The following is a 22,532-nucleotide window of genomic DNA, read 5'->3' as shown; positions in this document are numbered from 1 at the left end:
CGATAGTGATCATCTCTTCCGTACGACGACGAAGTCGGCGAGCGCGACGAGCTGCGCCCGCACCCGGTCGGGCATCTCGACGGTGTCGAGGGCTTCGATGGCGATGGTGTGCTGGCGCCGGGCCTCCTCGGCGGTCCACTCGCGGCCGCCGGCCTGCTCGATCAGGGCGGCGCGCGCGGCGAACTCCTCCTCGGAGAAGCTGTCGAAGTCGTTGCTCTTGGCGTCGGCCGCGAGCAGCTCGCCGAGCTGCTCGGACGCGGGCCCGCCGGCGGCGAGCGCGGCCACGACGGGCAGCGACTTCTTGCGCTGGCGAAGATCGCTCCAGGGCCGCTTGCCGGTGGAGTCCGGGTCTCCCCAGATGCCGAGCAGATCGTCGACGGCCTGGAAGGCGAGGCCGAGGTGGTAGCCGTACTTCTCCAGGACGTCGGCGGTGCGGTCGTCGGCGCCGCCGAGGACCGCGCCGATGGAGACCGCGCAGGCGAGCAGGGCGCCGGTCTTGTTGCCCTCCATCTCCAGGCACTCCTCGACGGTGACCCGCTCGCGGTGCTCGTAGGAGATGTCCTGCGCCTGGCCGTCGATCAGGGCGCGGGTCGCGGTGGTCAGGCGCCGCGTGGCGCGGCCCGCCTCGACGGTGCCGATCTCCAGGAGGATCTCGTTGGCGAGCGCGAAGAGGGCGTCGCCGACGAGGATGGCCTGGGCCGGGCCGTGCACCTTCCACACCGTGTCGCGGTGGCGGCGCTGCTCGTCACCGTCCATCAGATCGTCGTGCAGCAACGAGAAGTTGTGTACCAGTTCGACGGCGACAGCTCCGGGTACGCCGACCTCCGGCGCGGCGCCGGCCGCCTCAGCGGAGAGCAGGGCGAGGGCAGGGCGCACGGCCTTGCCGCCGTCGCCGTCCGACGGGTTGCCCTCGGCGTCGATCCAGCCGAAGTGGTAGGCGGCGACGGTGTTCATGGGCGGAGCGAGGCGGTCCACGGCGGACCGCAGCACCGGGGTGGCCAGCGTCCTTCCGCGCTCGAGCAGTGAGGTCACGTCCACCGTGTCGGCAGCCGATTCGGCCGAGGGCACAGTCGGCACAGTCTCTCCTCTTGTTCCGGTACTGGTTGTTCCGGTGCTGGTTCTCTGGGGACCTGACCCCAGAAGGGCTGGCTTCACGCGGCCTCCTCGACGCTGAAGAGGTGATCACGTGGGCGGTCGAGTGCGGAGAGAGCGGCCCCGGCGGCGCTGATGCCACTGCGGACGGCGCTCTCCATGGTCGCGGGCCACCCGGTGGCGGTCCACGCCCCGGCCAGGTACAGGCCGGGAGCCTTGGTGCGAGCACCGGGCCGCAGCCGGCCCACACCGGGAGTCGGCGCGAACGTCGCGGTGCGCTCCCGGGTCACGAAGAAGTCCCGTACTTCGGCGCCGTGCGCGGCCGGCAGCAGCCGCTCGAGCTCCGGCAGATAGCGCTCGCGCAGCGCGGCGACGGGCGCGTCGATCTCGTCCTGGGCGGCGGACTGGGACAGCGCGATGTACTGGCCCTCGCTGAGCCCGGAGGCGTCGGTCCGGTCGAAGACCCACTGCACCGGTGAGCCGATGGCCGCGAAGAAGGGCCGCTTGAGCACCTTGCGGTCGTAGACGACGTGGATGTTGAGGATCGGCGCGGTGTCGATGTCGAGCAGCCGGTCGGGCTCGTCCAGGGCACCGTCCGGGAGCAGATCGTGCGTCTCATGCTGCGGCACGGCGAGCACGACGGTCTCCGCCTCGATCTCCTCACCGGGAACTTCGACCTTCCAACCGCCGTTCCCCGTACGGGAGATGGAGGTGACGCGTGTCCTCAGTTCGGTTCGCACGCCCGCGGAGTCGAGCGCCTTGCGGGCGAGGGTGTCATGCAGATCACCGAGGGGCACGTGCGCCCAGCCGATGTCGGCGGCGCCCGGTTCGGAGAGCAGCCCGGTCTTGAAGACCATCGCGGCGAGCCCCAGCGAGGAGTCCCCCGCGACGGCGTTGAGCGTGGCCACACCGACGAGGTCCCACAGAGCCTCGACGGCGCGCGCCGACTGACCGTGCGCGGCGAGCCAGCTGCCGAAGTCCTGGCCGTCCAGCTTGGGGTCGGCCGGGTCGAGCCCCTTGAGGGCGAGCGCGGCGCGCCCCACGTTGGCACGCTCCGCGAGCGACAGATGCGGGTACGTGGCGAGGCTCGCCGCCAGGTGCAGCGGGACGGGCAGCGCGGTGCGGCGAAGACGGCCGAGCCGGTTCCGGTCGGCGTCGAGGACGGGCACGTCGAGACGTTCCTGCAAGGGCGCGAGGACCGTTCCCTCGACGCGGTCGAGGAACCATCGGTAGGCGGTGCAGCAGCGCAGATAGACGTGCTGGCCGTTGTCGACGGTCAGGTCGCCGCGCTTGAAGGAGAACGCGAGCCCACCGAGGCGCGGCCGCCCTTCGAGCAGCGTCACGCGCAGCCCCGCGTCGGCGAGGGCCAGCGCCGCGGTGATTCCGGCGAGGCCGCCGCCGACCACCACGGCCGCCCCCCGGCCCGCGTCGTCGTCGGTGCCCGCGGCCGATCGCCTGCCGTCGTCGCTCATGCTCTTTCCCCCTCGGCGGTTGCAGTCTGGGACGCCGGGGCGGACCGGAGGGTTGCCCGCCGGTTGCGAGGGGTTGCCCTGCGTTCACCGCATTCGCCGCGGATGCCCATCAAGTACGCCTCCTGACGGTCTGTCGGGAGATGGTGCGCGCATCGAGCCCGGAGAGACCGCGCACGGCGACGTACGCCTTTTCGCGGCCCGGCAGCGAGACACGGCCGCGCAGGACCGCCTCGGGCTCCCGCTCGATGCGGTCGAGAAGCCGCCGGTAGATGCCCGCCATGGCGGCGACACAGGCCCCGCTGCGCCGGTCGAGCATGGGAAGCAGTCGGTACCCCTCGGCGAACAGCGCCCGCGCCCTGCGCACCTCGAAGTGCACGAGCCCGGCGAAGTCGGAACCGGCGGGCGGCTGCGAGCCCGAGAACCCGGCGGAGCAGCCGAACTTGGCGAGATCGTCGGCGGGCAGGTACGTACGACCGCCCTCCGCGTCCTCGCGGACGTCACGGAGGATGTTGGTGAGTTGGAGCGCGAGGCCGAGCGTGTCGGCATACTCCGGCGCGCGCTCGGCATTGAGCGCCCCCTGTTCCGTACCGAACACGCCGAGCGAGAGCCGCCCGATGGCTCCCGCCACGCACCGGCAGTAGACCTTCAGGTCCTCCCACGTCTCGTACGTCTCACCGCGGACGTCCATCAGGACCCCGTCGATCAGCTCGTCGAGCCCGCCGAGCGGGATGGGGAAGCGCGTCGCGGCGTGCGCGAGCGCCACGGCCACCGGGTCGGTGTCGTCCTCGTCCACCTTGCCCGCGCGGATCCGGGCAAGGAGGGCCCGGGTCTCGTCGAGGCGGTCGGCCTTGACGTCCGGCGCGAGCGCGCCGTCGCCGATGTCGTCCACGCGCCGCGAGAGGGCGTAGAGCGCCGACATCGCGCGGCGCTTGGGCAGCGGAAGCAGCCTGATGCCGTACGCGAAATTGCGTGCCTGCTGCCCTGTGACGGCCTCGCAGTAGCTGTATGCGGCGAGTACCGGCGCGGACACGTTCGGGCCTGACTCCACGGTCCGGCTCACCCCTCTCCTCGCAGGACCGCCCCCACCTCGCGCAGCAAACGCGGTTTGGTGGGCTTCGGCGGTCCAGGAAGTACGTCGTATCCGGCGGCGGCGATCGCGGAGACCGCCGCCCTCCCCCCAGCCACGAAACCTGCAAGCAGCACCTTCAGCCTGCCGTGGACGCTACCCACCAGGGGGGTGCCTTCATTCAGGAGGCAGCGGGCGCGTTCTGCTTCATATGCAACCAGTGCGCGCACCGACGCGCCTGCTGTGGGTGCGGCCAGATCACGCTCCTGGACATGGAATCGCTTCATGTCCTCGGCGGGCAGGTAGACGCGGCCCTGGCCAAGGTCCTCGGCGACGTCCTGGAGGTGCTCGACGATCTGGAGGGCGGTGCACACCGCGTCCGAGCGGCGGATCCGCTCCGGCGTCGCGGTGCCGGTGATGCCGAGGACGAGGCGGCCCACGGGGTTCGCGGACAGCTCGCAGTAGGCGAGGAGGTCGTCGTAGGTCTCGTAGCGCGCGACGAGCTGGTCCTGGCGGTTGGCCTCGATCAGGCCGAGAAAGGGTTCGGGGGTGAGGTGACAGCGGCGCACGGTGGGCTGGAGGGCCCGCATCAGCGGGTGCCGCGGAGTGGAGTCGAAGACCCGGTACAGGTCGGCCTCGAAGGCGTCGAGGAGGGCGAGCCTGTCATCCGCGGCCTCGGGGTCCACACCGAGGTAGCGGGCGTCGGCGCCGCCGGGGGCCAGGTCGCCGTCGCCGATGTCGTCGACGAGGCGGGCGTAGCCGTACACGGCCATGAGGTCGTCGCGCCAGGCGCGGGGCAGGAAGAAGGGCGCCACGGGGAAGTTCTCGTCCGCGGCCTTCGCGAGGACGGCGGATGCGTCGCGCAGCTGGAGATCATCCGTAGCCATTGCCGTCACATCTCCCGTTCTACACTGCCGACCCAATACATCCTATTTCGGACACGCCGCCCGGCCCTCCGCGAGGCGGACCGTGCCATGAGCCGGGGCGCCGCGCGATATCGCCCCACTTGCCGCGAATCAGCACCGGTACAGCTTACGTTGTACAACGCGGCATGCATCGTCGGGGTGTTCCGCGCATCACAACAACACACCGATTGGCGTCAAACTTCCCTGGGCCCAAGGGACTTGAGGCAACCAAAGGGGCAGGCGAGGATTCAGGACGCGGCAGGGCCCCGCCGGGTTGACTCCGGCGGGGCCCTGGCGCATTCGGGCGTACGGCGGGGCTATTTGCCCGTGAACTTCTCGTACTCCTTGATGACCTCGTCGGTCGGCCCGTCCATGCGCAGCTCACCGCGTTCCAGCCACAGCACGCGGTCACAGGTGTCACGGATGGACTTGTTGTTGTGGCTGACGAGGAAGACCGTGCCGGCCTCCTTGCGGAGCTCGCGGATGCGGGCCTCGGAGCGCTTCTGGAACTTACGGTCGCCCGTCGCGAGCGCCTCGTCGATCATCAGTACGTCGTGGTCCTTGGCGGCCGCGATGGAGAAGCGCAGGCGGGCCGCCATGCCCGACGAATAGGTGCGCATCGGCAGGGTGATGAAGTCGCCCTTCTCGTTGATGCCCGAGAAATCGACGATCTCCTGGTAACGCTCCCTGATCTGCTCGCGCGTCATGCCCATCGCGAGCCCGCCGAGTATGACGTTGCGCTCGCCCGTCAGGTCGTTCATCAGGGCCGCGTTGACGCCGAGCAGCGAGGGCTGGCCGTCGGTGTAGACCTTGCCCTTCTCGGCGGGCAGCAGGCCCGCGATGGCACGGAGCAGGGTCGACTTGCCGGAGCCGTTCGAACCGATCAGGCCGATGGCCTCGCCGCGGTAGGAGGTGAAGCTGACGCCGCGCACGGCGTGCACCTTGCGTACGCCACGCTCCTCGCCGCGCCTGATGATGCGGCTCAGCGCGGACGTGGCGCTGCCCTTGCCCGTCTTCGCGCCGTTCACGCGGTAGACGATGTGCAGCTCGTCGGCGATGACGGTGGGGATGTGCGTCTTGTCGATCTTGTCGATCTTGTCGACGGGGTTCTCGTCAGCCACGGCCGTAACGCTCCTCAGCCTTCCAGAAGTACACGAAGCCGCCGACAGCGACGAGCACGGCCCAGCCGCCCGCGACCGCCCAGACGTGCGGCGGCAGGTTCTCCGAGCCGTAGCCGTCGATCAGAGCGAAGCGCATCAGGTCCATATAGATGGCTGCGGGGTTCCACTGCAGGATGTCGGCGATCCACTCGGGCTTGCCCTTGAGCATGACCGGGATGGAGAACATGACGCCGGACGCGTACATCCACGTACGCATCACGAACGGCATCAGCTGCGCGAGGTCCGGGGTCTTGCTGCCCAGCCTCGCCATGATCATCGCGAGGCCGGTGTTGAACATGAACTGCAGAGCCAGGACCGGGAGGATCAGCAGCCACGACAGCTTGGGGTAGCTGCCGAAGCCGATCATGATGATGAACAGCACGATCATCGAGAACAGCAGCTGCTGGAGCTGTTGCAGCGAGAACGAGATCGGCAGCGAGGCCCGCGGGAAGTGCAGCGCACGGACCAGGCCGAGGTTGCCCGCGATCGCCCGGACACCCGCCATCACCGAGGACTGCGTGAAGGTGAAGACGAAGACACCGGTGACCAGGAACGGTACGTAGACCTCGCGGGGCATGCCCCGGTCGGCACCCAGGATCAGACCGAAGATCAGGAAGTAGACGAGCGCGTTCAGGAGCGGCGTAGCCACCTGCCACAGCTGGCCGAGCTTGGCCTGGCTGTACTGGGCGGTCAGCTTCGCCTGGGAGAAGGCGAGGATGAAGTGGCGCCGTCCCCAGAGCTGGTGGACGTACTCGAAAAGTCCGGGCCGTGCGCCGCTGACGGTCAGACCGTACTTGGCGGCGAGATCGGCCCGGGAGAGCCCGTCATCGGGCGACGGGGGCGCGGTCACCGCGACCCCGCCGTCATGCGTTGTCTCACTCACGAGTGGAAACTTTCGTCTTCAGATGCGCAGCCGGTCGGGCGTAGGCGTGGGCCAGGGACCGGGGTATGGCCCAGATGTTCTCAGACCCGAGCTTGTCAGATGACAGGAGGTCGGCCCAGTCGGGTCAGGCGCCACACCGTACGCCACTTCATCGGTTTGCGCGGTCCGCAGGGCGTCGTCCAGCCCTCCTTGAACCCGCCGAACCAGGCCTTGAGCGCGGGGCCCGAAGGCCGCCTGGCCAGGGTCAGGAGCATCCAGACCCCGAGGTAGACCGGGACCAGGAGGAGGGGCAGATTCCGGCGGGCCAGCCAGACGCGGTTGCGGGCGACCATCCGGTGGTAGACCGCGTGCCGTGAGGGGGCGGTCGTCGGGTGGAAGAGCACCATGTCGGCGCGGTAGTCGATCATCCAGCCCGCGTTCAGGGCACGCCAGGCGAGGTCGGTCTCCTCGTGGGCGTAGAAGAACTCGTCGGGCAGGCCGCCGACCTCGGCCATGACCTGCGTACGGACGGCATTGGCGCCGCCGAGGAAGGTCGTCACGCGCGAGGAGCGCATCGGGTCGGCCGCGCGCAGGCGCGGGACGTGACGCCGCTGGGTCTCGCCGGTGTCCGGGTCGGCGATGCGGAAGCTGATGATGCCGAGCTTCGGGTCGGCGGCGAAGGCCTCGCGGCACAGCTGGGCCGTGTCCGTGTTGGCCAGGAGGCCGTCGTCGTCGAGGAAGAGGAGGACGTCGACGTCGGTGCCGCCGGGGCCGAAGGCCTCGATGCCGACGTTGCGGCCGCCCGGGATGCCGAGGTTCTCGGGCAGCTCGACCGTGCGTACGCCTTCGGGGACGTCGGGCACGGGGGCGCCGTTGCCGACGACCACCACCTCGACCGGGTCGCCGTCCTGCTTGGCGACCGAGTCGAGCAGGGCGCGCAGCTCCTGCGGCCGGTTGCCCATGGTGATGATGACCGCGCCGACCTTCAGGGGCCGACTGCCTGCCGCCGTACTCACTTGAGCCTGCTCGAAGCGAGGATGGACACGAGGTGCAGCAGGGTCTGGAGCAGTGCGATGCCCGCGAGGACGGCGACACCGATCCGCGAGAAGAGCAGGTCGCCCCGCACCGAGTCCACGATCGCGAGGACCAGGATCAGCAGCGACGCCTCAATGCCGAGCACGAGCCGGTGGAACTTCAGCGCGCCCGCTGCCCTGCGCGCCAGGGCCATGCCGGAGGAGCGCGGCTCGGAGGCCGACTCCTTGACCGGCGCGAGGCCCTGCTGGTGACGGGCGACACCGACGAGGTCGGTCTCCGCCTTGATCAGGATCGCGCCGAGCGCGGCGAGCGTGCCGAGGAAGGCCCACAGCCAGTCGATGCGGCCCGAGCCCCACAGGTCGGCGGCGCGCAGGCCGAAGCCGACGAGGACCGCGGCGTCGCACAGGTAGGCGGCGACACGGTCCAGGTAGACCCCGGCCATGGAGTACTGCTTGCGCCAGCGTGCGATCTCGCCGTCGACACAGTCGAGCAGGAGATACAGCTGGACCATGATCACACCGAGCACGGCGCCCGTGATCCCCGGCACCAGAAGCGCCGGGGCGGCGAGGGCGCCGGCCACGGTCATCAGATACGTGAGCTGGTTGGGCGTGATCCTGGTGTTCACCAGGTAGCGGTCGCAGCGCAGCGAGATCTCTCGCATGTACAGGCGTCCCGCCCAGTGCTCACCGCTGCGCCGGTCCTTCACCCCTGCGGGGTGAACGACGGGGCGGAGTTCAGCTACCGATGGCCTTGGCATAGTCGGCGTATGCGTCCTTGATCTGGTCGGAATTCAGATTGAGGTGCTCGAGGATCGTGTAGCGCCCGGGGCGCGTCTGCGGGGCGTACTCCACGACCTGGACGAACTCGTCCACGGTGAAGCCGATCTCCTCCGGCGTCACGGGGAGACCGTGCCTGCGCAGCACCTCCACCATGTACAGCGACTCCTCGCGCGCCCCACGAAGGAACATCGCGAAGGCCGCGCCCAGGCCGCACTGCTCGCCGTGGCTCGCGGCGCGCTTGGGGAAGAGGAGGTCGAAGGCGTGGTTGATCTCGTGGCAGGCGCCGGACGCCGGGCGGGAATCGCCCGACACGGACATCGCGATGCCGGTGAGGACCAGACCCTCGGCGAGGACCTGAAGGAAGCCGTCGTCGCCGACGCCGCCGGGGTGGCGCAGGACGGCCTCGCCGGCCTGGCGCGCCATCGCGGCCGCGAGGCCGTCGATGTCCTCGCCGCGTTCACGGGCGGCGAGCTCCCAGTCCGCGATCGCGGAGATGTTGGACAGGGCGTCGCCGATGCCGGAGCGCACGAAACGTACGGGAGCCTCGCGGATCACATCGAGGTCGATGACGACCGCTATGGGGTTCGGCACACCGTACGAGCCGCGGCCCGCGTCGTTGTCGAGCGTGGCGACCGGCGAGCACAGACCGTCGTGCGACAGGTTCGTCGCGACGGCGACCAGCGGCAGGCCGACGCGCGCAGCGGCGAACTTGGCACAGTCGATGATCTTGCCGCCGCCGAGGCCGACGACCGCGTCGTAGCGGCCCTTCTTGATGGCGTCGGCGAGCTTGATGGCGTCATCGAGCGTGCCGCCGCCGACCTCGAACCACTCGGCGGTGGGCAGTGACGGTTCGAGCCGCTGGCGGAGCACCGCGCCGGAGCCGCCGCTGATCGCGATGGCGAGCTTGCCGGTGGACGAGCAGATCCGCTGGTCCGCGAGGACACCGGCCAGGTCGTTGAGCGCCCCCGGCCGGATGTCCACGACGACCGGCGAGGGGATGAGCCTCGTCAGTACTGGCACGCGATCTCCCGCCCCTTGGCGAGGTCGTCGTGGTTGTCGATCTCGACCCACTTGACGTCGCCGATCGGCTCCACGTCGACCTTGAAGCCGCGGTTGACGAGCTCCTGGTAGCCGTCCTCGTAGTAGAGGTCGGGGTCGCGCTCGAAGGTCGTCTTCAGGGCGTCGGCCAGCTGGTCGGCGGCGTCGCCCTCGATGAGCGTGACACCGATGTACTCACCGGTGGCGGTCGACGGGTCCATCAGCTTGGTGATCTTCTGGACGCCCTTCTCGGGGTCCACGATGACCTTCATCTCCTCGTCGGCGAGGTTCTTCACCGTGTCGAGGGCGAGGATGATCTTCTTGCCGTCGCCGCGGGCGGCGAGCAGCGTCTTCTCGACGGAGACGGGGTGCACGGTGTCGCCGTTGGCGAGGATCACCGTGTGCTTGATCGCGTCACGACCGCACCAGAGGGAGTAGGCGTTGTTCCACTCCTCGGCCTTGTCGTTGTCGATCAGCGTGAGCTTGAGGCCGTACTTCTCCTCGAGCGCCGCCTTGCGGTCGTAGACCGCTTCCTTCTTGTAGCCGACGATGATCGCGACCTCGGTCAGACCGATCTCCGCGAAGTTGCCGAGGGTCAGGTCGAGGATGGTGGTGTCACCGTCGACCGGCACCAGGGCCTTGGGAAGCGTGTCGGTGTAGGGGCGAAGACGCCGTCCGGCGCCGGCCGCCAGCACAAGGCCGATCATGCGGGTTCTCCTTCATCGTGTACGGCGGGTGCTCCGCGTTTGTGAGCGGTCACCCAGAAGCGGATGCTCTCGACGAGCACCACGAGTGCCACGGCCACGGCGAATGCCGTGAGCGCGACGGTGAAATCTGTGTCGGTGAGCAGAGCGGCGGCGAGAGCGACCGCAAGCGTCCTGCCCTCGTGCCCGCCGATCGCCCGCACCAGCCAGTGCGGCGGCGCGCCCGCGTCGCCGCGAATGCGGTACACCGTGTCGTAGTGATGGTAGGCGACAGCGGACACCAGGCCGAAAGCCGCGGGCAAGGCGCCGTTCACGTCGGCGTTGGCGGCGAGCAGCAGGATCGTGCCGTACTCGGCCGCGCGGAAGAACGGCGGGACGAGCCAGTCGAGGGCGCCCTTGAGCGGGCGGGCGACGGCGAGGCCCGAGGTGATGACGTAGATCACCGCGGCGACGACGACCCACGGGCTGCCGTACGACGTGAGACCCGCCACGCACGCGATCGCGGCGCCGCCGACGAAGGCGAGGACCGGCGCGGGCACGGCCGGGCCGCGGAGCCCGAGTGCGGCGAAGGCGGAGGCGAGCGGTCCGGTGTCGGCGAGGTCCGCGAGTGCCTGTGCGGCGCGGTCGGTGCGGGTCGCCCTGCGGGTCAGCGAGCGCAGGACACGGCCCGCCGTGGTGTAGCAGGCGGCGATGCCGCAGCCGATGAGCAGCACGATCAGGGTGACGCGCGGGGTGGTCACCGCGGTGAGCACGGCGATCAGCGCCCAGCGCTCGCCGATCGGCAGCACGATCATCCGGCGCAGCCAGACCGTCCATCCGACACTGTCGAGCTTGTCCGAAAGGGCCGCTGTGGGGCTGGTGTTGGCGGTCGCATCGTGGTTCGCCTCGTTGAAGGAGAAGTCCACGACGTGCCGGCTGGTCTGCAGCACCATGGCGCCGAGCGCGAGCGCCCATACGTCGTCGCCGCCACGGGCGGCGCCGAGCGCGAGGCCCGCGTAGTAGGCGTACTCCTTGGCGCGGTCGAAGGTCGCGTCGAGCCAGGCGCCCAGCGTCGAGTACTGCAGGGAGTAGCGGGCGAGCTGCCCGTCCGTGCAGTCCAGGACGAAGGAGAAGAGGAGCAGGAGACCGGCAGCGACGAAGCCGCCGCGGGTGCCGGTGGCCGCGCAGCCCGCCGCGATCAGGGCGACGAGCAGGGATGCGGTGGTGACCTGGTTCGGGGTGAGGCCGCGGCGCGCGCACCAGCGGGCGATGTAGCGCGAGTAAGGGGAGATGCAGTACGTCGTGAAGAAGCCGTCCCGCGACTTCACGGCCGTGCGCAGGCGTACGGCTTCGTCGTCCACGGCGGCGACGGCCTGGCGTGCCTCGTTCCGCGTCTGCGGATCGCTGGGCACGGTGGCGACAAGGGTGCCGAGGTCGGGGCGGTGCAGCGCGCGGCCTTCGGCTTCGATCGCCTCGGCCACGTGGTCCGCGAGCGCTTCGACCGTCAGGGCGGAGCCGCCGCCGTTGCCGGAGCCGGTGGTGGCGGTGCGCAGGGCGCGCGTCAGGTCCGCCCGGGCCTCGGGCTGCGCGGTGACGGCGCCGGGGACGGCCGATGCGGCGAAGCGCGGGTCCGTCAGGCCGAGGCGGAGCGCGTGGACGTGGCCCACGAAGCGCGCGTCGACGATCGCGACCCGCTGCCCGGCGGGGGCAGCGGCGAGCAGCGCTTCGGTGTCCGCAGCGTCGGAGGCGACCCGGACGTCAAACCCCAGGGACCGCAGATCGCCTTCGAGCGGCGACCCGGGGACCGGCTGACCGGTCAGGATGGCGGTCGACAGACGAACTCACTCCTTGATTGCCGGCGCGGCTCGCGCCGGGCACGTGCGTGATGAGGGGCGCCCCTGGCCGGCAGCGGCCGGGCGGCACGTCGGCAGAGGCTATCGGATGATGGGAAGCGGGCGTTCACCGCCCGTTTACGGCCCGATAAGCATGGCCTGCGAGAGCCCGCGCCAACTCGATCATCATGGTCGATCGGAGGCGGCACCCACAAACTCCACTTCATCGACCGGCATAAAGTGGACGCCCATGACATGGATGATCACAGGTGGAGCGGGATATATCGGGGCACATGTGGTGCGGGCGATGGCCGGTGCCGGGGAGCGGGTCGTCGTACTCGACGACGTCTCGGCCGGGGTGCCGGAGCGGCTCCCCGCGGACATCCCTCTCATTAGGGGCTCATCGCTCGACGGCGATCTGCTGCGGCGGGTCTTCGCCGAGCACGAGGTGACGGGTGTGGTGCATCTCGCGGCCCGCAAGCAGGTCGGCGAATCCGTGGAGCAGCCGCTGCGCTACTACCGGGAGAACGTCGGCGGCCTGGTGACGCTGCTCGAAGCGGTGGCCGATGCCGGCATCAAGCGGTTCGTCTTCTCCTCGTCGGCCGCGGTGTACGGCAACCCGCCCGACGTGGACCTGGTGACGGAGGACACCCCCTGCGTGCCGATCAACCCCTACGGCGAGACGAAGCTCGCCGGGGAGTGGCTGGTGCGGGCCGCCGGGCGGGCGCACGGCATCGCGACCGTGTGCCTGCGCTACTTCAACGTGGCGGGCGCGGTCACCCCCGAGCTCGCGGACACCGGGGTCTACAACGTGATCCCGATGGTCTTCGACCGGCTCACCCGCGACGAGGCGCCGCGGATCTTCGGTGACGACCACCCGACCCCGGACGGCACCTGCGTGCGCGACTACATCCACGTCGCCGATCTCGCCGACGCCCACCTCGCGGCGGCCCGCCGCGTCGAGGCGCACCCCGAGGGCGACCTGACGGTGAACATCGGCCGCGGCGAGGGCGTTTCCGTACGCGAACTCGTCACGCTCATCGGCGAGATCTCCGGCGACGCCCGTCCGGCGCTCGTCGAGCCGCGCCGCGAGGGCGACGCACCGCGCGCTGTCGCGGACGCGGGCCTGGCCGCCGAGAAGCTGGGCTGGAAGGCGCGGCGCACGGTACGCGAGATGGTGGAATCCGCGTGGGCGGGCTGGTGCCTCCACCACCCCGAGGCGCGCCGCTCCTGATCACGTCAGCGCTCTGACCTGCGGACATTTCCGCAGGTCAGAGCATATGACAACGGTGTTCAGTGCCGTGTTGCCGGATACCCCCCACCCGTAGTTCACTGTGATCGCGACAGACGCGCGACCAGGGAACAGAAGACCGATACCGAGCACACGGAGGCGGCTTCCATGGGGGCTGGGCACGACCACGGACATACACACGGGGGGACGGCGACGTCGGCGTACCGGGGGCGGCTTCGTATCGCGCTCTCGATCACGGTCACCGTCATGGTGGTCGAGATCGTCGGCGGCATCATGGCGGATTCGCTCGCGCTCATCGCGGACGCGACGCACATGGCGACGGACGCGCTGGGCCTCGGCATGGCTCTGCTCGCGATCCAGTTCGCGAACCGCCCGGCGACTCAGAACCGCACCTTCGGCTACGCCCGCGCCGAGATCCTCGCCGCGCTGGCCAACTGTCTGCTGCTGCTCGGCGTCGGCGGCTACGTCCTGTTCGAGGCGATCCAGCGGTTCATCACGCCCGCCGACACCGAGGGCGGACTGACCATCGTCTTCGGCGTCATCGGCCTGGTGGCGAACATGATCTCCCTCTCGCTCCTGATGCGCGGCCAGAAGGACAGCCTGAACGTGCGGGGCGCCTTCCTGGAGGTCATGGCCGACGCGCTGGGCTCGCTCGCAGTGATCGTCGCGGCGGTGCTGATCCTGACGACCGGCTGGCAGGCGGCGGACCCGATCGCCTCGCTGGTCATCGGCCTCATGATCGTCCCGCGTACGGTGAAGCTGCTTCGGGAGACCCTGAACGTGCTCCTGGAGTCCGCGCCGAAGGGCGTCGACATGGCCGAGGTCCGCTCGCACATACTGGATCTGCCGGGCGTCGAGGACGTCCACGACCTGCATGCCTGGACCATCACTTCGGGGATGCCGGTCCTCTCCGCACACGTGGTCGTCAGCACCGAGACGCTGAACGCGATCGGCCACGAGAAGATGCTGCACGAACTGCAGGGATGCCTGGGCGACCACTTCGACGTCGAGCACTGCACCTTCCAGTTGGAGCCGGTCGGCCACGCGGAGCACGAGGCGAAGCTCTGCCACTGACACCGGTGAGGGTGGCTTCCGGTGGTTCCTTGCCGGCAGGGCCCCTCGCGTACGGCAGACTTGAGGTTCGAAGCCCGAAGCGAAGGATGCGTATGCCGACCACACCTGCCACCGCGGCGAACAGCTCGTCGAACGGCACCGGAGAAGCGATCTTGCTGGAACTCGTCGACGAGGACGGCAGGACGATCGGCACAGCGGAGAAACTCTCCGCGCATCAGGCGCCCGGGCAACTGCACCGGGCGTTCTCCGTCTTCCTCTTCGACGAGCAGGGGCGGCTGCTGCTCCAGCAGCGCGCCCTGGGCAAGTACCACTCCCCCGGCGTCTGGTCGAACACCTGCTGCGGCCACCCGTACCCGGGCGAGGCGCCGTTCGCGGCCGCCGCGCGCCGGACGTACGAGGAACTGGGCGTCTCGCCCTCGCTGCTCGCCGAGGCGGGCACGGTGCGCTACAACCACCCGGACCCCGACTCGGGCCTGGTGGAACAGGAGTTCAACCATCTCTTCGTGGGGATGGTCCAGTCGCCGCTGCGGCCCGATGCGTCCGAGGTCGGCGAGACCGCGTTCGTGACGGCCGCGGAGCTGGCGGAGCGGCACGCGCGGGGGCCGTTCTCCGCGTGGTTCATGACCGTCCTCGACGCGGCGCGGCCCGCGATCAGGGAGCTTACGGGGCCTTCCGCGGGCTGGTGAGAACCGCCCGGTGAGTCAACTGCCGGACGGGGCGGAGCCGTTGGGCTTCAGGGGCAGGGCCGCCCAGATGACCTTGCCCCCGCTCGCGGTGTGTTCGACGTCGCAGGCGCCGCCCGCCTCCTGGGTGATCTCGCGCACGAGGAGCAGGCCGCGGCCGCCGGTCTGACCGTGGTCGGCCACCAGGGCGGTCGGGCGGTAGGGGTGGTCGTCCTCCACGGAGACCCGCACCCACTCGGCGCCGACCGCCACCTCCACCGCGAGCATCGGCGAGAGCAGGGCCGCGTGCCGCACCGCGTTGGTGACCAGTTCGGAGACGATCAGGAGCAGGCCCTGGACGAGGTCGTCCGAGACGGGCACGCCCTGCCGGGCGAGCAGGTCACGCACCGCGTGCCGCGCCTGGGGCACCGAGGCGTCCACGGCGGCGGCGGTGAACCGCCACACGCCTTCATACGGCACCTCGCCGGTCTCCCGAGGGAGTGGGCCGGGCCCCCTCCCGTCGCCGTCCATCGTCCGGTCGCCGCCCTCGCGCTCGATTGTCACCACACATCGAGTGTTGGGAATGCCCTGGTCCGTGCCGTAGGACTGACCAGAAGTCAGCGACTATCGACGGCATTTGACCACTGGCGCCCGGTCGCGTCGGTGGCGTGACCGTTCCTGTCCTCACGGTTTCGCTTTCAAGCGTTCTTCGGGTTGTACGGGTTGTCCGGGCCGTTCACGTCGTCCGGGCCGCCCGGCTCGGCCGGCGGCCGGTCCTCCGCGACCATGCTCACGATCCGGCGCCCGCCCAGGCCCGTGGCGAGCAGGCCGAGGCCGTCGAAGAGCAGCGCGAGCGAGAAGAAGCAGCCGATCACGTACTGGCTGCTGCTGGGCCAGTTGGCGAGCACCAGGATGCCGAGCAGCAGCCCGAAGGCGCCCTGCACGAGCGTCCAGCCGAACTGCGGGCCGCGCACCACCAGGCTGCCGACCAGACGGAAGACACCACCGGTCAGGAAGAGCAGCGCGGCGAACATCGTCAGCGCCTCCGCCGCCACTTCCGGCCTGCGGATGATCACGACACCGGCGGCGAGGTTCAGGGCCGCCACGACCACGCCGAGCCAGAAGAAGTTCGTGCCGCGCGACTGCACCGCGTGCAGCAGGCCGACGCAGCCGCCGATCAGGAGCAGCCAGCCGAAGAGGAGCATGGAGGTGAGGGTGGCGACACCCGTGTAGACGAGGCCCACGAGCCCGGCCACCGCCAGGATCGCGCCCAGCAGGGCCAGCCAGCCGAGACTGCGGTTGAGCTGCTTGGCGCCCTGGGCCTGGGGCGCGGCGTCCTTGGCGCTCTTGGATCGGGCCATCAGCGTCTCCGTCCTGCTTCCCCCGCTGCACAGAGTTCTCAGGGCCGCCCCTTCTTGATCGTACGTTCGAGTAGTGCGGATAGCATCCTGCGCATGGAGCCGCAGCTGAGGCAGGCCGTCACCCACGGTGTTGCCACCGTCGTCATCGACCATCCGGCGAAGCGCAACGCCATGACGGCGGACATGTGGCGTCAGGTGCCGCCGCTGCTCGCCGGGCTCGCCGCCGATCCCGCCGTGCGGACGGTCGTGCTGACCGGCGAGGGCGGGACCTTCTGCGCGGGGGCCGACATCTCTTCGCTCCGCGAGTCGCCGGGTGAGGCGCAGGATCTCGCGGTGCGGGCCGAGGAGGCGCTCGCGGCCTTCCCGAAGCCGACGCTGGCCGCGGTGCGCGGCTACTGCGTGGGCGGCGGAAGCCAGCTGGCGGCTGCCTGCGATCTGCGGTTCGCGGACGAGGGCGCCCTGTTCGGGATCACTCCGGCGAAGCTGGGGATCGTCTATCCGTCGTCGTCGACGCGGCGCCTGGTGTCGCTCGTGGGGCCCGCGTCCGCCAAGTACCTGTTGTTCTCGGGTGAGTTGATCGACGCGGGGCGTGCGCTGCGCACCGGTCTGGTGGACGAGGTGCTGCCCGCGGGTGAACTGGACAAGCGGGTCGCGGAGTTCACTGCCGTCCTTGCCTCGCGTTCGCAGCTGACCCAGGCCGCGGCCAAGGAGTTCGCCGCCGGGTGCCTGGACCGGGATGCCCACTGGGCCGAGCAGGCGCGTGCGGGCGGCGACACCGCCGAGGGGGTCGCCGCCTTCCTGGAGCGCCGCGAGCCGCGCTTCACCTGGAGTCCCGGGGACGGGGCCCCTACTGGCTGAAGCGGCTGCCCGCGCGGAACTTCTCGACGAGGTGCGCGGGCGCCTTCCGCGGAGAACCGGCGTCGTAGGGCGGCTGCGGGTCGTACTCCGTCAGGAGCTGCACGGTCTGGGCCTGCTCCTCGCCCGCGATCCGGCCGATCAGGGCGAGCCCCATGTCGATGCCGGAGGAGACCCCGGCCGCCGTGACGTACTTGCCGTCGAACACCACCCGCTCCCCCGTCGACTCCGCGCCGAACCTCGCCAGCTCCGCCAGGGCGAGCCAGTGCGAGGTGGCGCGGCGCCCCTTGAGCAGCCCGGCGGCGGCGAGCAGGAGGGATCCGGTGCACACGGACGTCGTCCAGGTGCTGGTGGCGTCGGCGGACCGCAGCCAGCCGAGGAGCGCCTCGTCCGCCATGTGATCGCTCTGCCCCGGGCCCCCGGGGACGACGAGGATGTCGGGGTTCGGTACGTCGGCGAAGGCGCGGTCGGCGACGAGCGCGAGGGAGCCGCTGTCGTTGCGCACCGGGCCGGGGCGCTCCGCCACGAAGACGGTCTCGGCGCCGGGCATGCGGCTGAGCGTCTCGTAAGGACCGACCGCGTCCAGCGAGGTGAAGCGTTCGAACAAGGCGATGGCGATCTGCATGGAATGCCTATCCGTTGAGGGCGGGGGCCGGTTGAGGGTCGAGACGGGTGAGAGGGGCGTGGAAGCGCCGCCGGTACTCGGCCGGCGCCGCGCCGAGGGTCTTGACGAAGGCCCGGCGCATCGCCTCCGGGGTGCCGTAACCGCAGGCCCGCGAGACTTCTTCGACCCCGTGGGAGGTCTCCTCCAGGAGGCGGCGCGCATGCTCGACGCGTACGCGCTCGACGTACTTGCCCGGCGTCATCCCCGTCTCCGTCTGGAAAGCGCGAGCGAAGTGCCGCGGTGAGAGCCGGGCGCGGGCGGCGAGCGACTCGACGCAGAGGTTCTCGTCCGGGTGCTCGGTGATCCACTGCTGGACCTCGCGCAGGGGCTCGCGCTGGGCGGTCTGCGCGGCGAGCTGGGCGCTGAACTGCGCCTGGTTCCCCGGGCGCCGCAGGAAGACGACGAGATAGCGAGCGACCATGAGCGCCTCGTCCCGGCTCAGATCCTCCTCGACCAGGGCCAGGGCCAGGTCGATACCGGCGGTCACACCCGCGGACGTCGCGACATGGCCGTCGCGGACGAAGATCGGGTCGGCGTCGACCTCGATGGCGGGGTGGTCACGGGCGAGCTGGGCGCAGTACGCCCAGTGCGTCGCCACCCGGCGGCCGTCCAGGAGCTCTGCCTCGGCGAACAGGATGGCGCCGGTGCAGACCGAGACCAGGCGCTGCGCGCGCGGGGCGTTCGTGCGGAGCCAGTCGATCAGGCGGGGGTCGGCCTCACGGCTGCCGATGCCGCCGGGGACGAGCAGGGTGTGCGGCACAGGGGCGTCGGCGAGCGAGGAGTCGGGTACGAGCGTGAGCCCGCTGGAGGTGCGTACGGGAGCGCCGTCCAGGGACGTGGTGTGGATGCGGTACGCCGGTACGTCGCCGCCGTGGCAGGCGGCGGCGCCCGCGAAGACCTCCACCGGCCCCGTGACATCGAGACTCTGGACCCCGTCGAAGAGGACGACCAGGACAGTTCGCTGCTCCATGCCCTGATTCTTGGCCCCGCGCGGGATGGCCGCAATGACGAATGGCCCACTTTTCCTGCCATCCACGAAGGGCGGCACACGGGCGGTCCGGCCGCGCGTGCGCCCCGGGCTTCACCTCATACCAACCAGTCGGTAGCGTGCGGTCATGACTTCTCTCACGCCCCCCTCCCCGGCCGCGGCGCTGCACCCGCGCGCGGGACGTCGGTGTCACACCGTGCTCAATTCGCTGCACTCCACGCACTACTTCTCGCCCGATGTGGGGCGCGAGCTGGGCGAGCTCGGGATCACCCACCCCAGGGCCGTCAACTTCGCCGTACGCACGGCGGCGATGGGACCGGTCGGCGCCGGAGTGGTCACGGCGGCGTTCTACAACTACAAGCACGAGACCGTCGCCCGGCACGTGCCCGGCATCTGGAACACCGCGTCCCCCGAGGACGTCCTCGCGGCACGCGCGCGTGCCGTCGACTCGACGCTGCGGCGCCTCCTCGGAGAGGAAGCCCTCGCGTCCCCGGAGATGGCGGAGGCCGCCGAGCTCGCGCTGCGCGCCACCGAGGCCTGCTCCCGTGCCGCACGCCCGCTCTACGCCGCCCACGCGGACCTGCCCGTACCCGAGCAGCCGCACCTCGCGCTCTGGCACGCCGCGACGCTGCTGCGCGAGCACCGGGGCGACGGGCACCTCACGGCTCTCCAGTACGCCGAACTCGACGGCCTGGAGGCGCTGGTGAGCCACACGGCTACCGGCAAGGGCATGCGGCCGAAGTGGAACTTCAACACGCGCGGCTGGACCCAGGAGGACTGGGACGCGGCCGTGGAGCGGCTGCGCGCCCGCGGCCTGCACGACGGGGTGTCCGAGTTGACGGAGGCGGGCGTCGCGCTGCGCAAGGACGTCGAGGAGGCCACGGACCGCCTCGACCGGGCGCCGTACGAGCACCTGGGCGCGGCGGGCGTCGAGCGCCTGACGGAGCTGGGGACGGTGTTCGCGGGTGCGGCGCTCCAGGCGGGGGCGTTCCCGGCGGATCTGCTCGGCAAGGAGTAGCAGCGCCCACCGCGCGGGCAGGCCCATGGCTCAGGCATGGACGACGCCGAGCGAGGTACCCGTTCGTCTCCGGTCCCGCGCGCTTGACGCAGGACCGGACGACGAAAGGGGAAATCCCGTGCTCCGAGCGATCGCAGATGTCCTGCGTCAGATCGGCGCGGCGCTCGCCACCGTGGTGACGCTGCCGTTCCGCGCCGTTGCCCGGCTCTTCGGCGGTGCCTCCAGCTCCACACGGCGAGGCGGCCGCCGTTCGGGACGCCGCCCCGGGCGGGCCCGCCGGGTCTGATCCCCCCGCTGTCGGTGCCACCTGCCACAATTGCCCCGCAACCCCAGTGAGAAGGCGGGAAACGTGGCACCTCTGCAGACGTCCACTCCAGCATCGATCGAAGGCAGGATCGCCGAAGAACTCGGCGTGAGGGAGCGGCAGGTGAAGGCCGCCGTCGACCTGCTCGACGGCGGCTCGACGGTGCCCTTCATCGCTCGCTACCGCAAGGAAGCGACCGAGATGCTCGACGACGCGCAGCTGCGCACGCTCGAGGAGCGGCTGCGCTATCTGCGGGAGCTCGAGGAGCGGCGCGCGGCGATCCTCGAATCGGTCCGCGAGCAGGGCAAGCTCACCGACGAGCTCGAGGCGCGGATCCGCGCGGCGGACACCAAGGCGCGCCTCGAGGACATCTACCTGCCGTTCAAGCCGAAGCGGCGTACGAAGGCGCAGATCGCCCGTGAGGCGGGGCTCGAACCGCTGGCCGACGGCCTGCTCGGCGACCCGTCGGTGGATCCGCTCGCCGCGGCCGCCGCCTTCGTGGACGCCGACAAGGGCGTAGCCGACCCGCAGGCCGCCCTGGACGGGGCGCGCGCGATCCTCGCCGAGCGGTTCTCCGAGGACGCCGACCTGATCGGTGAGCTGCGCGAGCGCATGTGGGTGCGCGGCCGCCTCGCCGCGAAGGTCCGCGAGGGCAAGGAAGAGGCGGGCGCGAAGTTCGCCGACTACTTCGACTTCGCCGAGCCCTTCAAGGAGCTGCCCTCGCACCGCATCCTCGCGATGCTGCGCGGCGAGAAGGAGGACGTGCTTGACCTCGTCCTGGAGCCCGAGGAAGCCACGGAGGGCCCGTCCTCGTACGAGGGGATGGTCGCGCACCGCTTCGGCATCGTGGACCGCGGCCGCCCGGCCGACAAGTGGCTGCAGGACACGGTGCGTTGGTCCTGGCGGACCCGCATCCTGGTGCACCTGGGGATCGATCTGCGCCTGCGCCTGCGCACGGCCGCCGAGGACGAGGCCGTGCGGGTCTTCGCGTCGAACCTGCGCGACCTGCTCCTGGCCGCACCCGCAGGCACGCGCGCGACGCTGGGGCTCGACCCTGGTTTCCGTACGGGCGTGAAAGTGGCCGTGGTCGACGCGACCGGCAAGGTCGTCGCGACGGACGTCATCAACCCGCACGTCCCTGCGAACAAGTGGGACCAGTCCCTGGCCACGCTCGCGAAGCTCGCCAAGGAGCACTCGGTCGACCTGATCGCGATCGGGAACGGCACGGCGTCCCGCGAGACGGACAAGCTCGCCGGTGAACTCATCACGAAGCACCCGGAGTTGAACCTCACGAAGGTGATGGTCTCCGAGGCGGGCGCATCGGTGTACTCCGCGTCGGCCTTCGCCTCGCAGGAGCTGCCCGACATGGACGTGTCGCTGCGCGGCGCCGTGTCCATCGCCCGGCGCCTCCAGGACCCGCTCGCCGAGCTGGTGAAGATCGACCCGAAGTCCATCGGAGTGGGGCAGTACCAGCACGACCTCTCCGAGGTGAAGCTGTCCCGCTCGCTCGACGCGGTCGTCGAGGACTGTGTGAACGGCGTCGGCGTGGACGTGAACACCGCGTCCGCCCCGCTGCTCGCCCGGGTCTCCGGCATCGGCGCGGGCCTCGCCGAGAACATCGTGTCGCACCGCGACACGAACGGCCCCTTCTCCTCCCGCAAGGGCCTCAAGGACGTGGCACGGCTCGGCCCCAAGGCGTACGAGCAGTGTGCGGGCTTCCTGCGCATCCGGGGCGGCGACGACCCGCTGGACGCGTCCAGCGTGCACCCCGAGGCGTATCCGGTGGTGCGCAAGATGGCGAAGAAGACGGGCGGCGAGGTCGCCTCGCTGATCGGCGACACGGCGACGCTGCGCTCGCTCAGGGCGGACGAATTCGTGGACGAGTCCTTCGGCCTGCCCACGGTGACCGACATCCTCAAGGAACTGGAGAAGCCCGGGCGTGACCCGCGTCCGGCGTTCAAGACGGCGACCTTCAAGGACGGCGTCGAGAAGATCTCCGACCTCGCGTCCGGGATGGTCCTCGAAGGGGTCGTCACCAACGTGGCGGCGTTCGGTGCCTTCGTGGACATCGGCGTCCACCAGGACGGGCTCGTGCATGTCTCCGCGATGTCCAAGACGTTCGTCAAGGACCCGCGGGACGTGGTGAAGCCGGGCGACATCGTCAAGGTGAAGGTGATGGACGTCGACATTCCGCGCAAGCGGATCTCGCTGACGCTGCGCCTTGACGACGAGGCGGTCGCCTCCGGCGGGGAGCAGCCGAAGCGGGGCGGGCGTCCCCCGCAGCAGCGGCAGCAGGGCGGCGGCCAGCGCCCCCAGCGGCAGGGCGGTGGGGGCCAGCGCAAGGAGCGGCAGGGGCCGCCCCCAGCCAATGACGCGATGGCTGACGCGCTGCGGCGGGCCGGGCTCCTGGATCCCAAGAAGCGCTGACCC

22 protein-coding genes are annotated in these 22,532 nt (G+C 70.6%); 7 read left to right on the top strand and 15 right to left on the bottom strand.

Features of this window, described 5'->3' with window-relative positions; all coding sequences use genetic code 11:
- Nucleotides 1–9: 9 nt before the first annotated feature.
- From ACWGI2_RS04385 to ACWGI2_RS04335, 11 genes are all read right to left on the bottom strand, one after another.
- Nucleotides 10–1,155 (bottom strand): polyprenyl synthetase family protein, encoded by a 1,146-nt coding sequence (locus tag ACWGI2_RS04385; RefSeq protein WP_453394616.1) that lies wholly within the window; start codon nt 1,153–1,155, stop codon nt 10–12.
- The gene (gene hpnE / locus ACWGI2_RS04380; protein ID WP_453693765.1) at nt 1,152–2,564 is read right to left on the bottom strand and encodes a hydroxysqualene dehydroxylase HpnE; all 1,413 of its coding nucleotides are present in this window, start codon (nt 2,562–2,564) and stop codon (nt 1,152–1,154) included. Before hpnE ends, ACWGI2_RS04385 begins: the two co-directional genes overlap by 4 nt.
- Nucleotides 2,565–2,673: 109 nt before the next feature.
- Nucleotides 2,674–3,624, bottom strand: a complete 951-nt coding sequence (hpnD, locus tag ACWGI2_RS04375; protein WP_453394614.1) for a presqualene diphosphate synthase HpnD — start codon at nt 3,622–3,624, stop codon at nt 2,674–2,676.
- The gene (gene hpnC, locus ACWGI2_RS04370) at nt 3,621–4,517 is read right to left on the bottom strand and encodes a squalene synthase HpnC (RefSeq protein WP_453693763.1); all 897 of its coding nucleotides are present in this window, start codon (nt 4,515–4,517) and stop codon (nt 3,621–3,623) included. The genes hpnD and hpnC overlap by 4 nt, the downstream gene beginning before the upstream one ends.
- Before the next feature lie 335 nt (nt 4,518–4,852).
- Nucleotides 4,853–5,656 (bottom strand): ABC transporter ATP-binding protein, encoded by an 804-nt coding sequence (locus ACWGI2_RS04365; RefSeq protein ID WP_453693761.1) that lies wholly within the window; start codon nt 5,654–5,656, stop codon nt 4,853–4,855.
- The gene (locus ACWGI2_RS04360; RefSeq protein WP_453693759.1) at nt 5,649–6,578 is read right to left on the bottom strand and encodes an ABC transporter permease; all 930 of its coding nucleotides are present in this window, start codon (nt 6,576–6,578) and stop codon (nt 5,649–5,651) included. Before ACWGI2_RS04360 ends, ACWGI2_RS04365 begins: the two co-directional genes overlap by 8 nt.
- 95 nt (nt 6,579–6,673) lie before the next feature.
- On the bottom strand, nt 6,674–7,519 hold the full coding sequence (locus ACWGI2_RS04355) for a glycosyltransferase family 2 protein (RefSeq protein WP_453694655.1): 846 nt from the start codon (nt 7,517–7,519) through the stop codon (nt 6,674–6,676).
- Nucleotides 7,520–7,569: 50 nt separating this feature from the next.
- Nucleotides 7,570–8,349, bottom strand: coding sequence for a CDP-alcohol phosphatidyltransferase family protein (locus tag ACWGI2_RS04350; RefSeq protein ID WP_160508728.1), 780 nt, complete (start codon nt 8,347–8,349; stop codon nt 7,570–7,572).
- Nucleotides 8,327–9,391 carry an iron-containing alcohol dehydrogenase family protein gene (locus ACWGI2_RS04345; protein ID WP_399391404.1) on the bottom strand — a complete coding sequence of 355 codons (1,065 nt, stop codon included), beginning with the start codon at nt 9,389–9,391 and terminating at the stop codon, nt 8,327–8,329. Before ACWGI2_RS04345 ends, ACWGI2_RS04350 begins: the two co-directional genes overlap by 23 nt.
- The gene (locus ACWGI2_RS04340) at nt 9,379–10,116 is read right to left on the bottom strand and encodes a phosphocholine cytidylyltransferase family protein (protein ID WP_453693757.1); all 738 of its coding nucleotides are present in this window, start codon (nt 10,114–10,116) and stop codon (nt 9,379–9,381) included. The genes ACWGI2_RS04345 and ACWGI2_RS04340 overlap by 13 nt, the downstream gene beginning before the upstream one ends.
- Nucleotides 10,113–11,927, bottom strand: a complete 1,815-nt coding sequence (locus ACWGI2_RS04335; RefSeq protein ID WP_453694654.1) for a DUF5941 domain-containing protein — start codon at nt 11,925–11,927, stop codon at nt 10,113–10,115. The genes ACWGI2_RS04340 and ACWGI2_RS04335 overlap by 4 nt, the downstream gene beginning before the upstream one ends.
- A gap of 247 nt (nt 11,928–12,174) precedes the next feature.
- On the opposite strand from ACWGI2_RS04335, the gene galE reads away from it, so the two are divergent.
- The 3 genes from galE to idi all read left to right on the top strand — a co-directional run bounded on the left by galE (nt 12,175) and on the right by idi (nt 14,936).
- Nucleotides 12,175–13,158: a UDP-glucose 4-epimerase GalE gene (gene galE / locus ACWGI2_RS04330; RefSeq protein WP_453693755.1), complete on the top strand. Its 984-nt coding sequence runs from the start codon at nt 12,175–12,177 to the stop codon at nt 13,156–13,158.
- 165 nt (nt 13,159–13,323) lie between these two features.
- Nucleotides 13,324–14,250, top strand: coding sequence for a cation diffusion facilitator family transporter (locus ACWGI2_RS04325; RefSeq protein WP_453394609.1), 927 nt, complete (start codon nt 13,324–13,326; stop codon nt 14,248–14,250).
- Nucleotides 14,251–14,342: 92 nt separating this feature from the next.
- A complete protein-coding gene (gene idi, locus ACWGI2_RS04320; protein ID WP_453693753.1) occupies nt 14,343–14,936 on the top strand; it encodes an isopentenyl-diphosphate Delta-isomerase in 594 nt (197 codons plus the stop codon).
- Between the two features lie 15 nt (nt 14,937–14,951).
- Here the strand turns inward: idi and ACWGI2_RS04315 are convergent, their stop codons facing one another.
- The gene (locus ACWGI2_RS04315; protein WP_453394926.1) at nt 14,952–15,443 is read right to left on the bottom strand and encodes an ATP-binding protein; all 492 of its coding nucleotides are present in this window, start codon (nt 15,441–15,443) and stop codon (nt 14,952–14,954) included.
- Between the two features lie 167 nt (nt 15,444–15,610).
- A complete protein-coding gene (locus ACWGI2_RS04310; protein WP_453693751.1) occupies nt 15,611–16,273 on the bottom strand; it encodes an HdeD family acid-resistance protein in 663 nt (220 codons plus the stop codon).
- Between the two features lie 93 nt (nt 16,274–16,366).
- Here ACWGI2_RS04310 and ACWGI2_RS04305 point away from each other — a divergent pair, with 93 nt between their 5' ends.
- The gene (locus tag ACWGI2_RS04305) at nt 16,367–17,131 is read left to right on the top strand and encodes an enoyl-CoA hydratase/isomerase family protein (protein WP_453693749.1); all 765 of its coding nucleotides are present in this window, start codon (nt 16,367–16,369) and stop codon (nt 17,129–17,131) included.
- On the opposite strand, the gene ACWGI2_RS04300 is transcribed toward ACWGI2_RS04305, so the two are convergent.
- Both ACWGI2_RS04300 and ACWGI2_RS04295 read right to left on the bottom strand, forming a co-directional pair.
- On the bottom strand, nt 17,121–17,753 hold the full coding sequence (locus tag ACWGI2_RS04300; RefSeq protein ID WP_453394605.1) for a DJ-1/PfpI family protein: 633 nt from the start codon (nt 17,751–17,753) through the stop codon (nt 17,121–17,123). The two genes, ACWGI2_RS04305 and ACWGI2_RS04300, sit on opposite strands and share 11 nt — an antisense overlap.
- Before the next feature lie 7 nt (nt 17,754–17,760).
- Nucleotides 17,761–18,762, bottom strand: a complete 1,002-nt coding sequence (locus ACWGI2_RS04295) for a GlxA family transcriptional regulator (protein ID WP_453693747.1) — start codon at nt 18,760–18,762, stop codon at nt 17,761–17,763.
- A 145-nt stretch (nt 18,763–18,907) separates the two neighbouring features.
- Between ACWGI2_RS04295 and ACWGI2_RS04290 the strand changes: the two genes are divergently transcribed.
- From ACWGI2_RS04290 to ACWGI2_RS04280, 3 genes are all read left to right on the top strand, one after another.
- Nucleotides 18,908–19,798, top strand: coding sequence for an SCO6745 family protein (locus ACWGI2_RS04290; RefSeq protein WP_453394603.1), 891 nt, complete (start codon nt 18,908–18,910; stop codon nt 19,796–19,798).
- A 118-nt stretch (nt 19,799–19,916) separates the two neighbouring features.
- Nucleotides 19,917–20,084 carry an LPFR motif small protein gene (locus ACWGI2_RS04285; RefSeq protein ID WP_202122795.1) on the top strand — a complete coding sequence of 56 codons (168 nt, stop codon included), beginning with the start codon at nt 19,917–19,919 and terminating at the stop codon, nt 20,082–20,084.
- Nucleotides 20,085–20,147: 63 nt separating this feature from the next.
- Nucleotides 20,148–22,529, top strand: coding sequence for a Tex family protein (locus ACWGI2_RS04280; RefSeq protein ID WP_453693745.1), 2,382 nt, complete (start codon nt 20,148–20,150; stop codon nt 22,527–22,529).
- Nucleotides 22,530–22,532: the final 3 nt, after the last annotated feature.

The sequence above is a fragment of the Streptomyces sp. NPDC054866 genome, assembly GCF_053610745.1.
Note: the sequence above shows the minus strand (reverse complement) of the source record. Positions and strands in the feature narration are given on the sequence as shown.

Excerpts from the sequence above, each read along its gene's own strand:
- ACWGI2_RS04325 (WP_453394609.1), top strand. The coding sequence starts at position 13,324 with ATGGGGGCTGGGCACGACCACGGACATACACACGGGGGGACGGCGACG.
- galE (WP_453693755.1), top strand. The coding sequence starts at position 12,175 with ATGACATGGATGATCACAGGTGGAGCGGGATATATCGGGGCACATGTG.
- hpnE (WP_453693765.1), bottom strand. The coding sequence starts at position 2,564 with ATGAGCGACGACGGCAGGCGATCGGCCGCGGGCACCGACGACGACGCG.
- ACWGI2_RS04295 (WP_453693747.1), bottom strand. The coding sequence starts at position 18,762 with ATGGAGCAGCGAACTGTCCTGGTCGTCCTCTTCGACGGGGTCCAGAGT.
- ACWGI2_RS04340 (WP_453693757.1), bottom strand. The coding sequence starts at position 10,116 with ATGATCGGCCTTGTGCTGGCGGCCGGCGCCGGACGGCGTCTTCGCCCC.
- ACWGI2_RS04305 (WP_453693749.1), top strand. The coding sequence starts at position 16,367 with ATGGAGCCGCAGCTGAGGCAGGCCGTCACCCACGGTGTTGCCACCGTC.
- ACWGI2_RS04350 (WP_160508728.1), bottom strand. The coding sequence starts at position 8,349 with ATGCCAAGGCCATCGGTAGCTGAACTCCGCCCCGTCGTTCACCCCGCA.
- ACWGI2_RS04290 (WP_453394603.1), top strand. The coding sequence starts at position 18,908 with ATGACTTCTCTCACGCCCCCCTCCCCGGCCGCGGCGCTGCACCCGCGC.
- ACWGI2_RS04355 (WP_453694655.1), bottom strand. The coding sequence starts at position 7,519 with ATGGGCAACCGGCCGCAGGAGCTGCGCGCCCTGCTCGACTCGGTCGCC.
- idi (WP_453693753.1), top strand. The coding sequence starts at position 14,343 with ATGCCGACCACACCTGCCACCGCGGCGAACAGCTCGTCGAACGGCACC.
- ACWGI2_RS04315 (WP_453394926.1), bottom strand. The coding sequence starts at position 15,443 with ATGGACGGCGACGGGAGGGGGCCCGGCCCACTCCCTCGGGAGACCGGC.
- ACWGI2_RS04310 (WP_453693751.1), bottom strand. The coding sequence starts at position 16,273 with ATGGCCCGATCCAAGAGCGCCAAGGACGCCGCGCCCCAGGCCCAGGGC.
- hpnC (WP_453693763.1), bottom strand. The coding sequence starts at position 4,517 with ATGGCTACGGATGATCTCCAGCTGCGCGACGCATCCGCCGTCCTCGCG.
- ACWGI2_RS04300 (WP_453394605.1), bottom strand. The coding sequence starts at position 17,753 with ATGCAGATCGCCATCGCCTTGTTCGAACGCTTCACCTCGCTGGACGCG.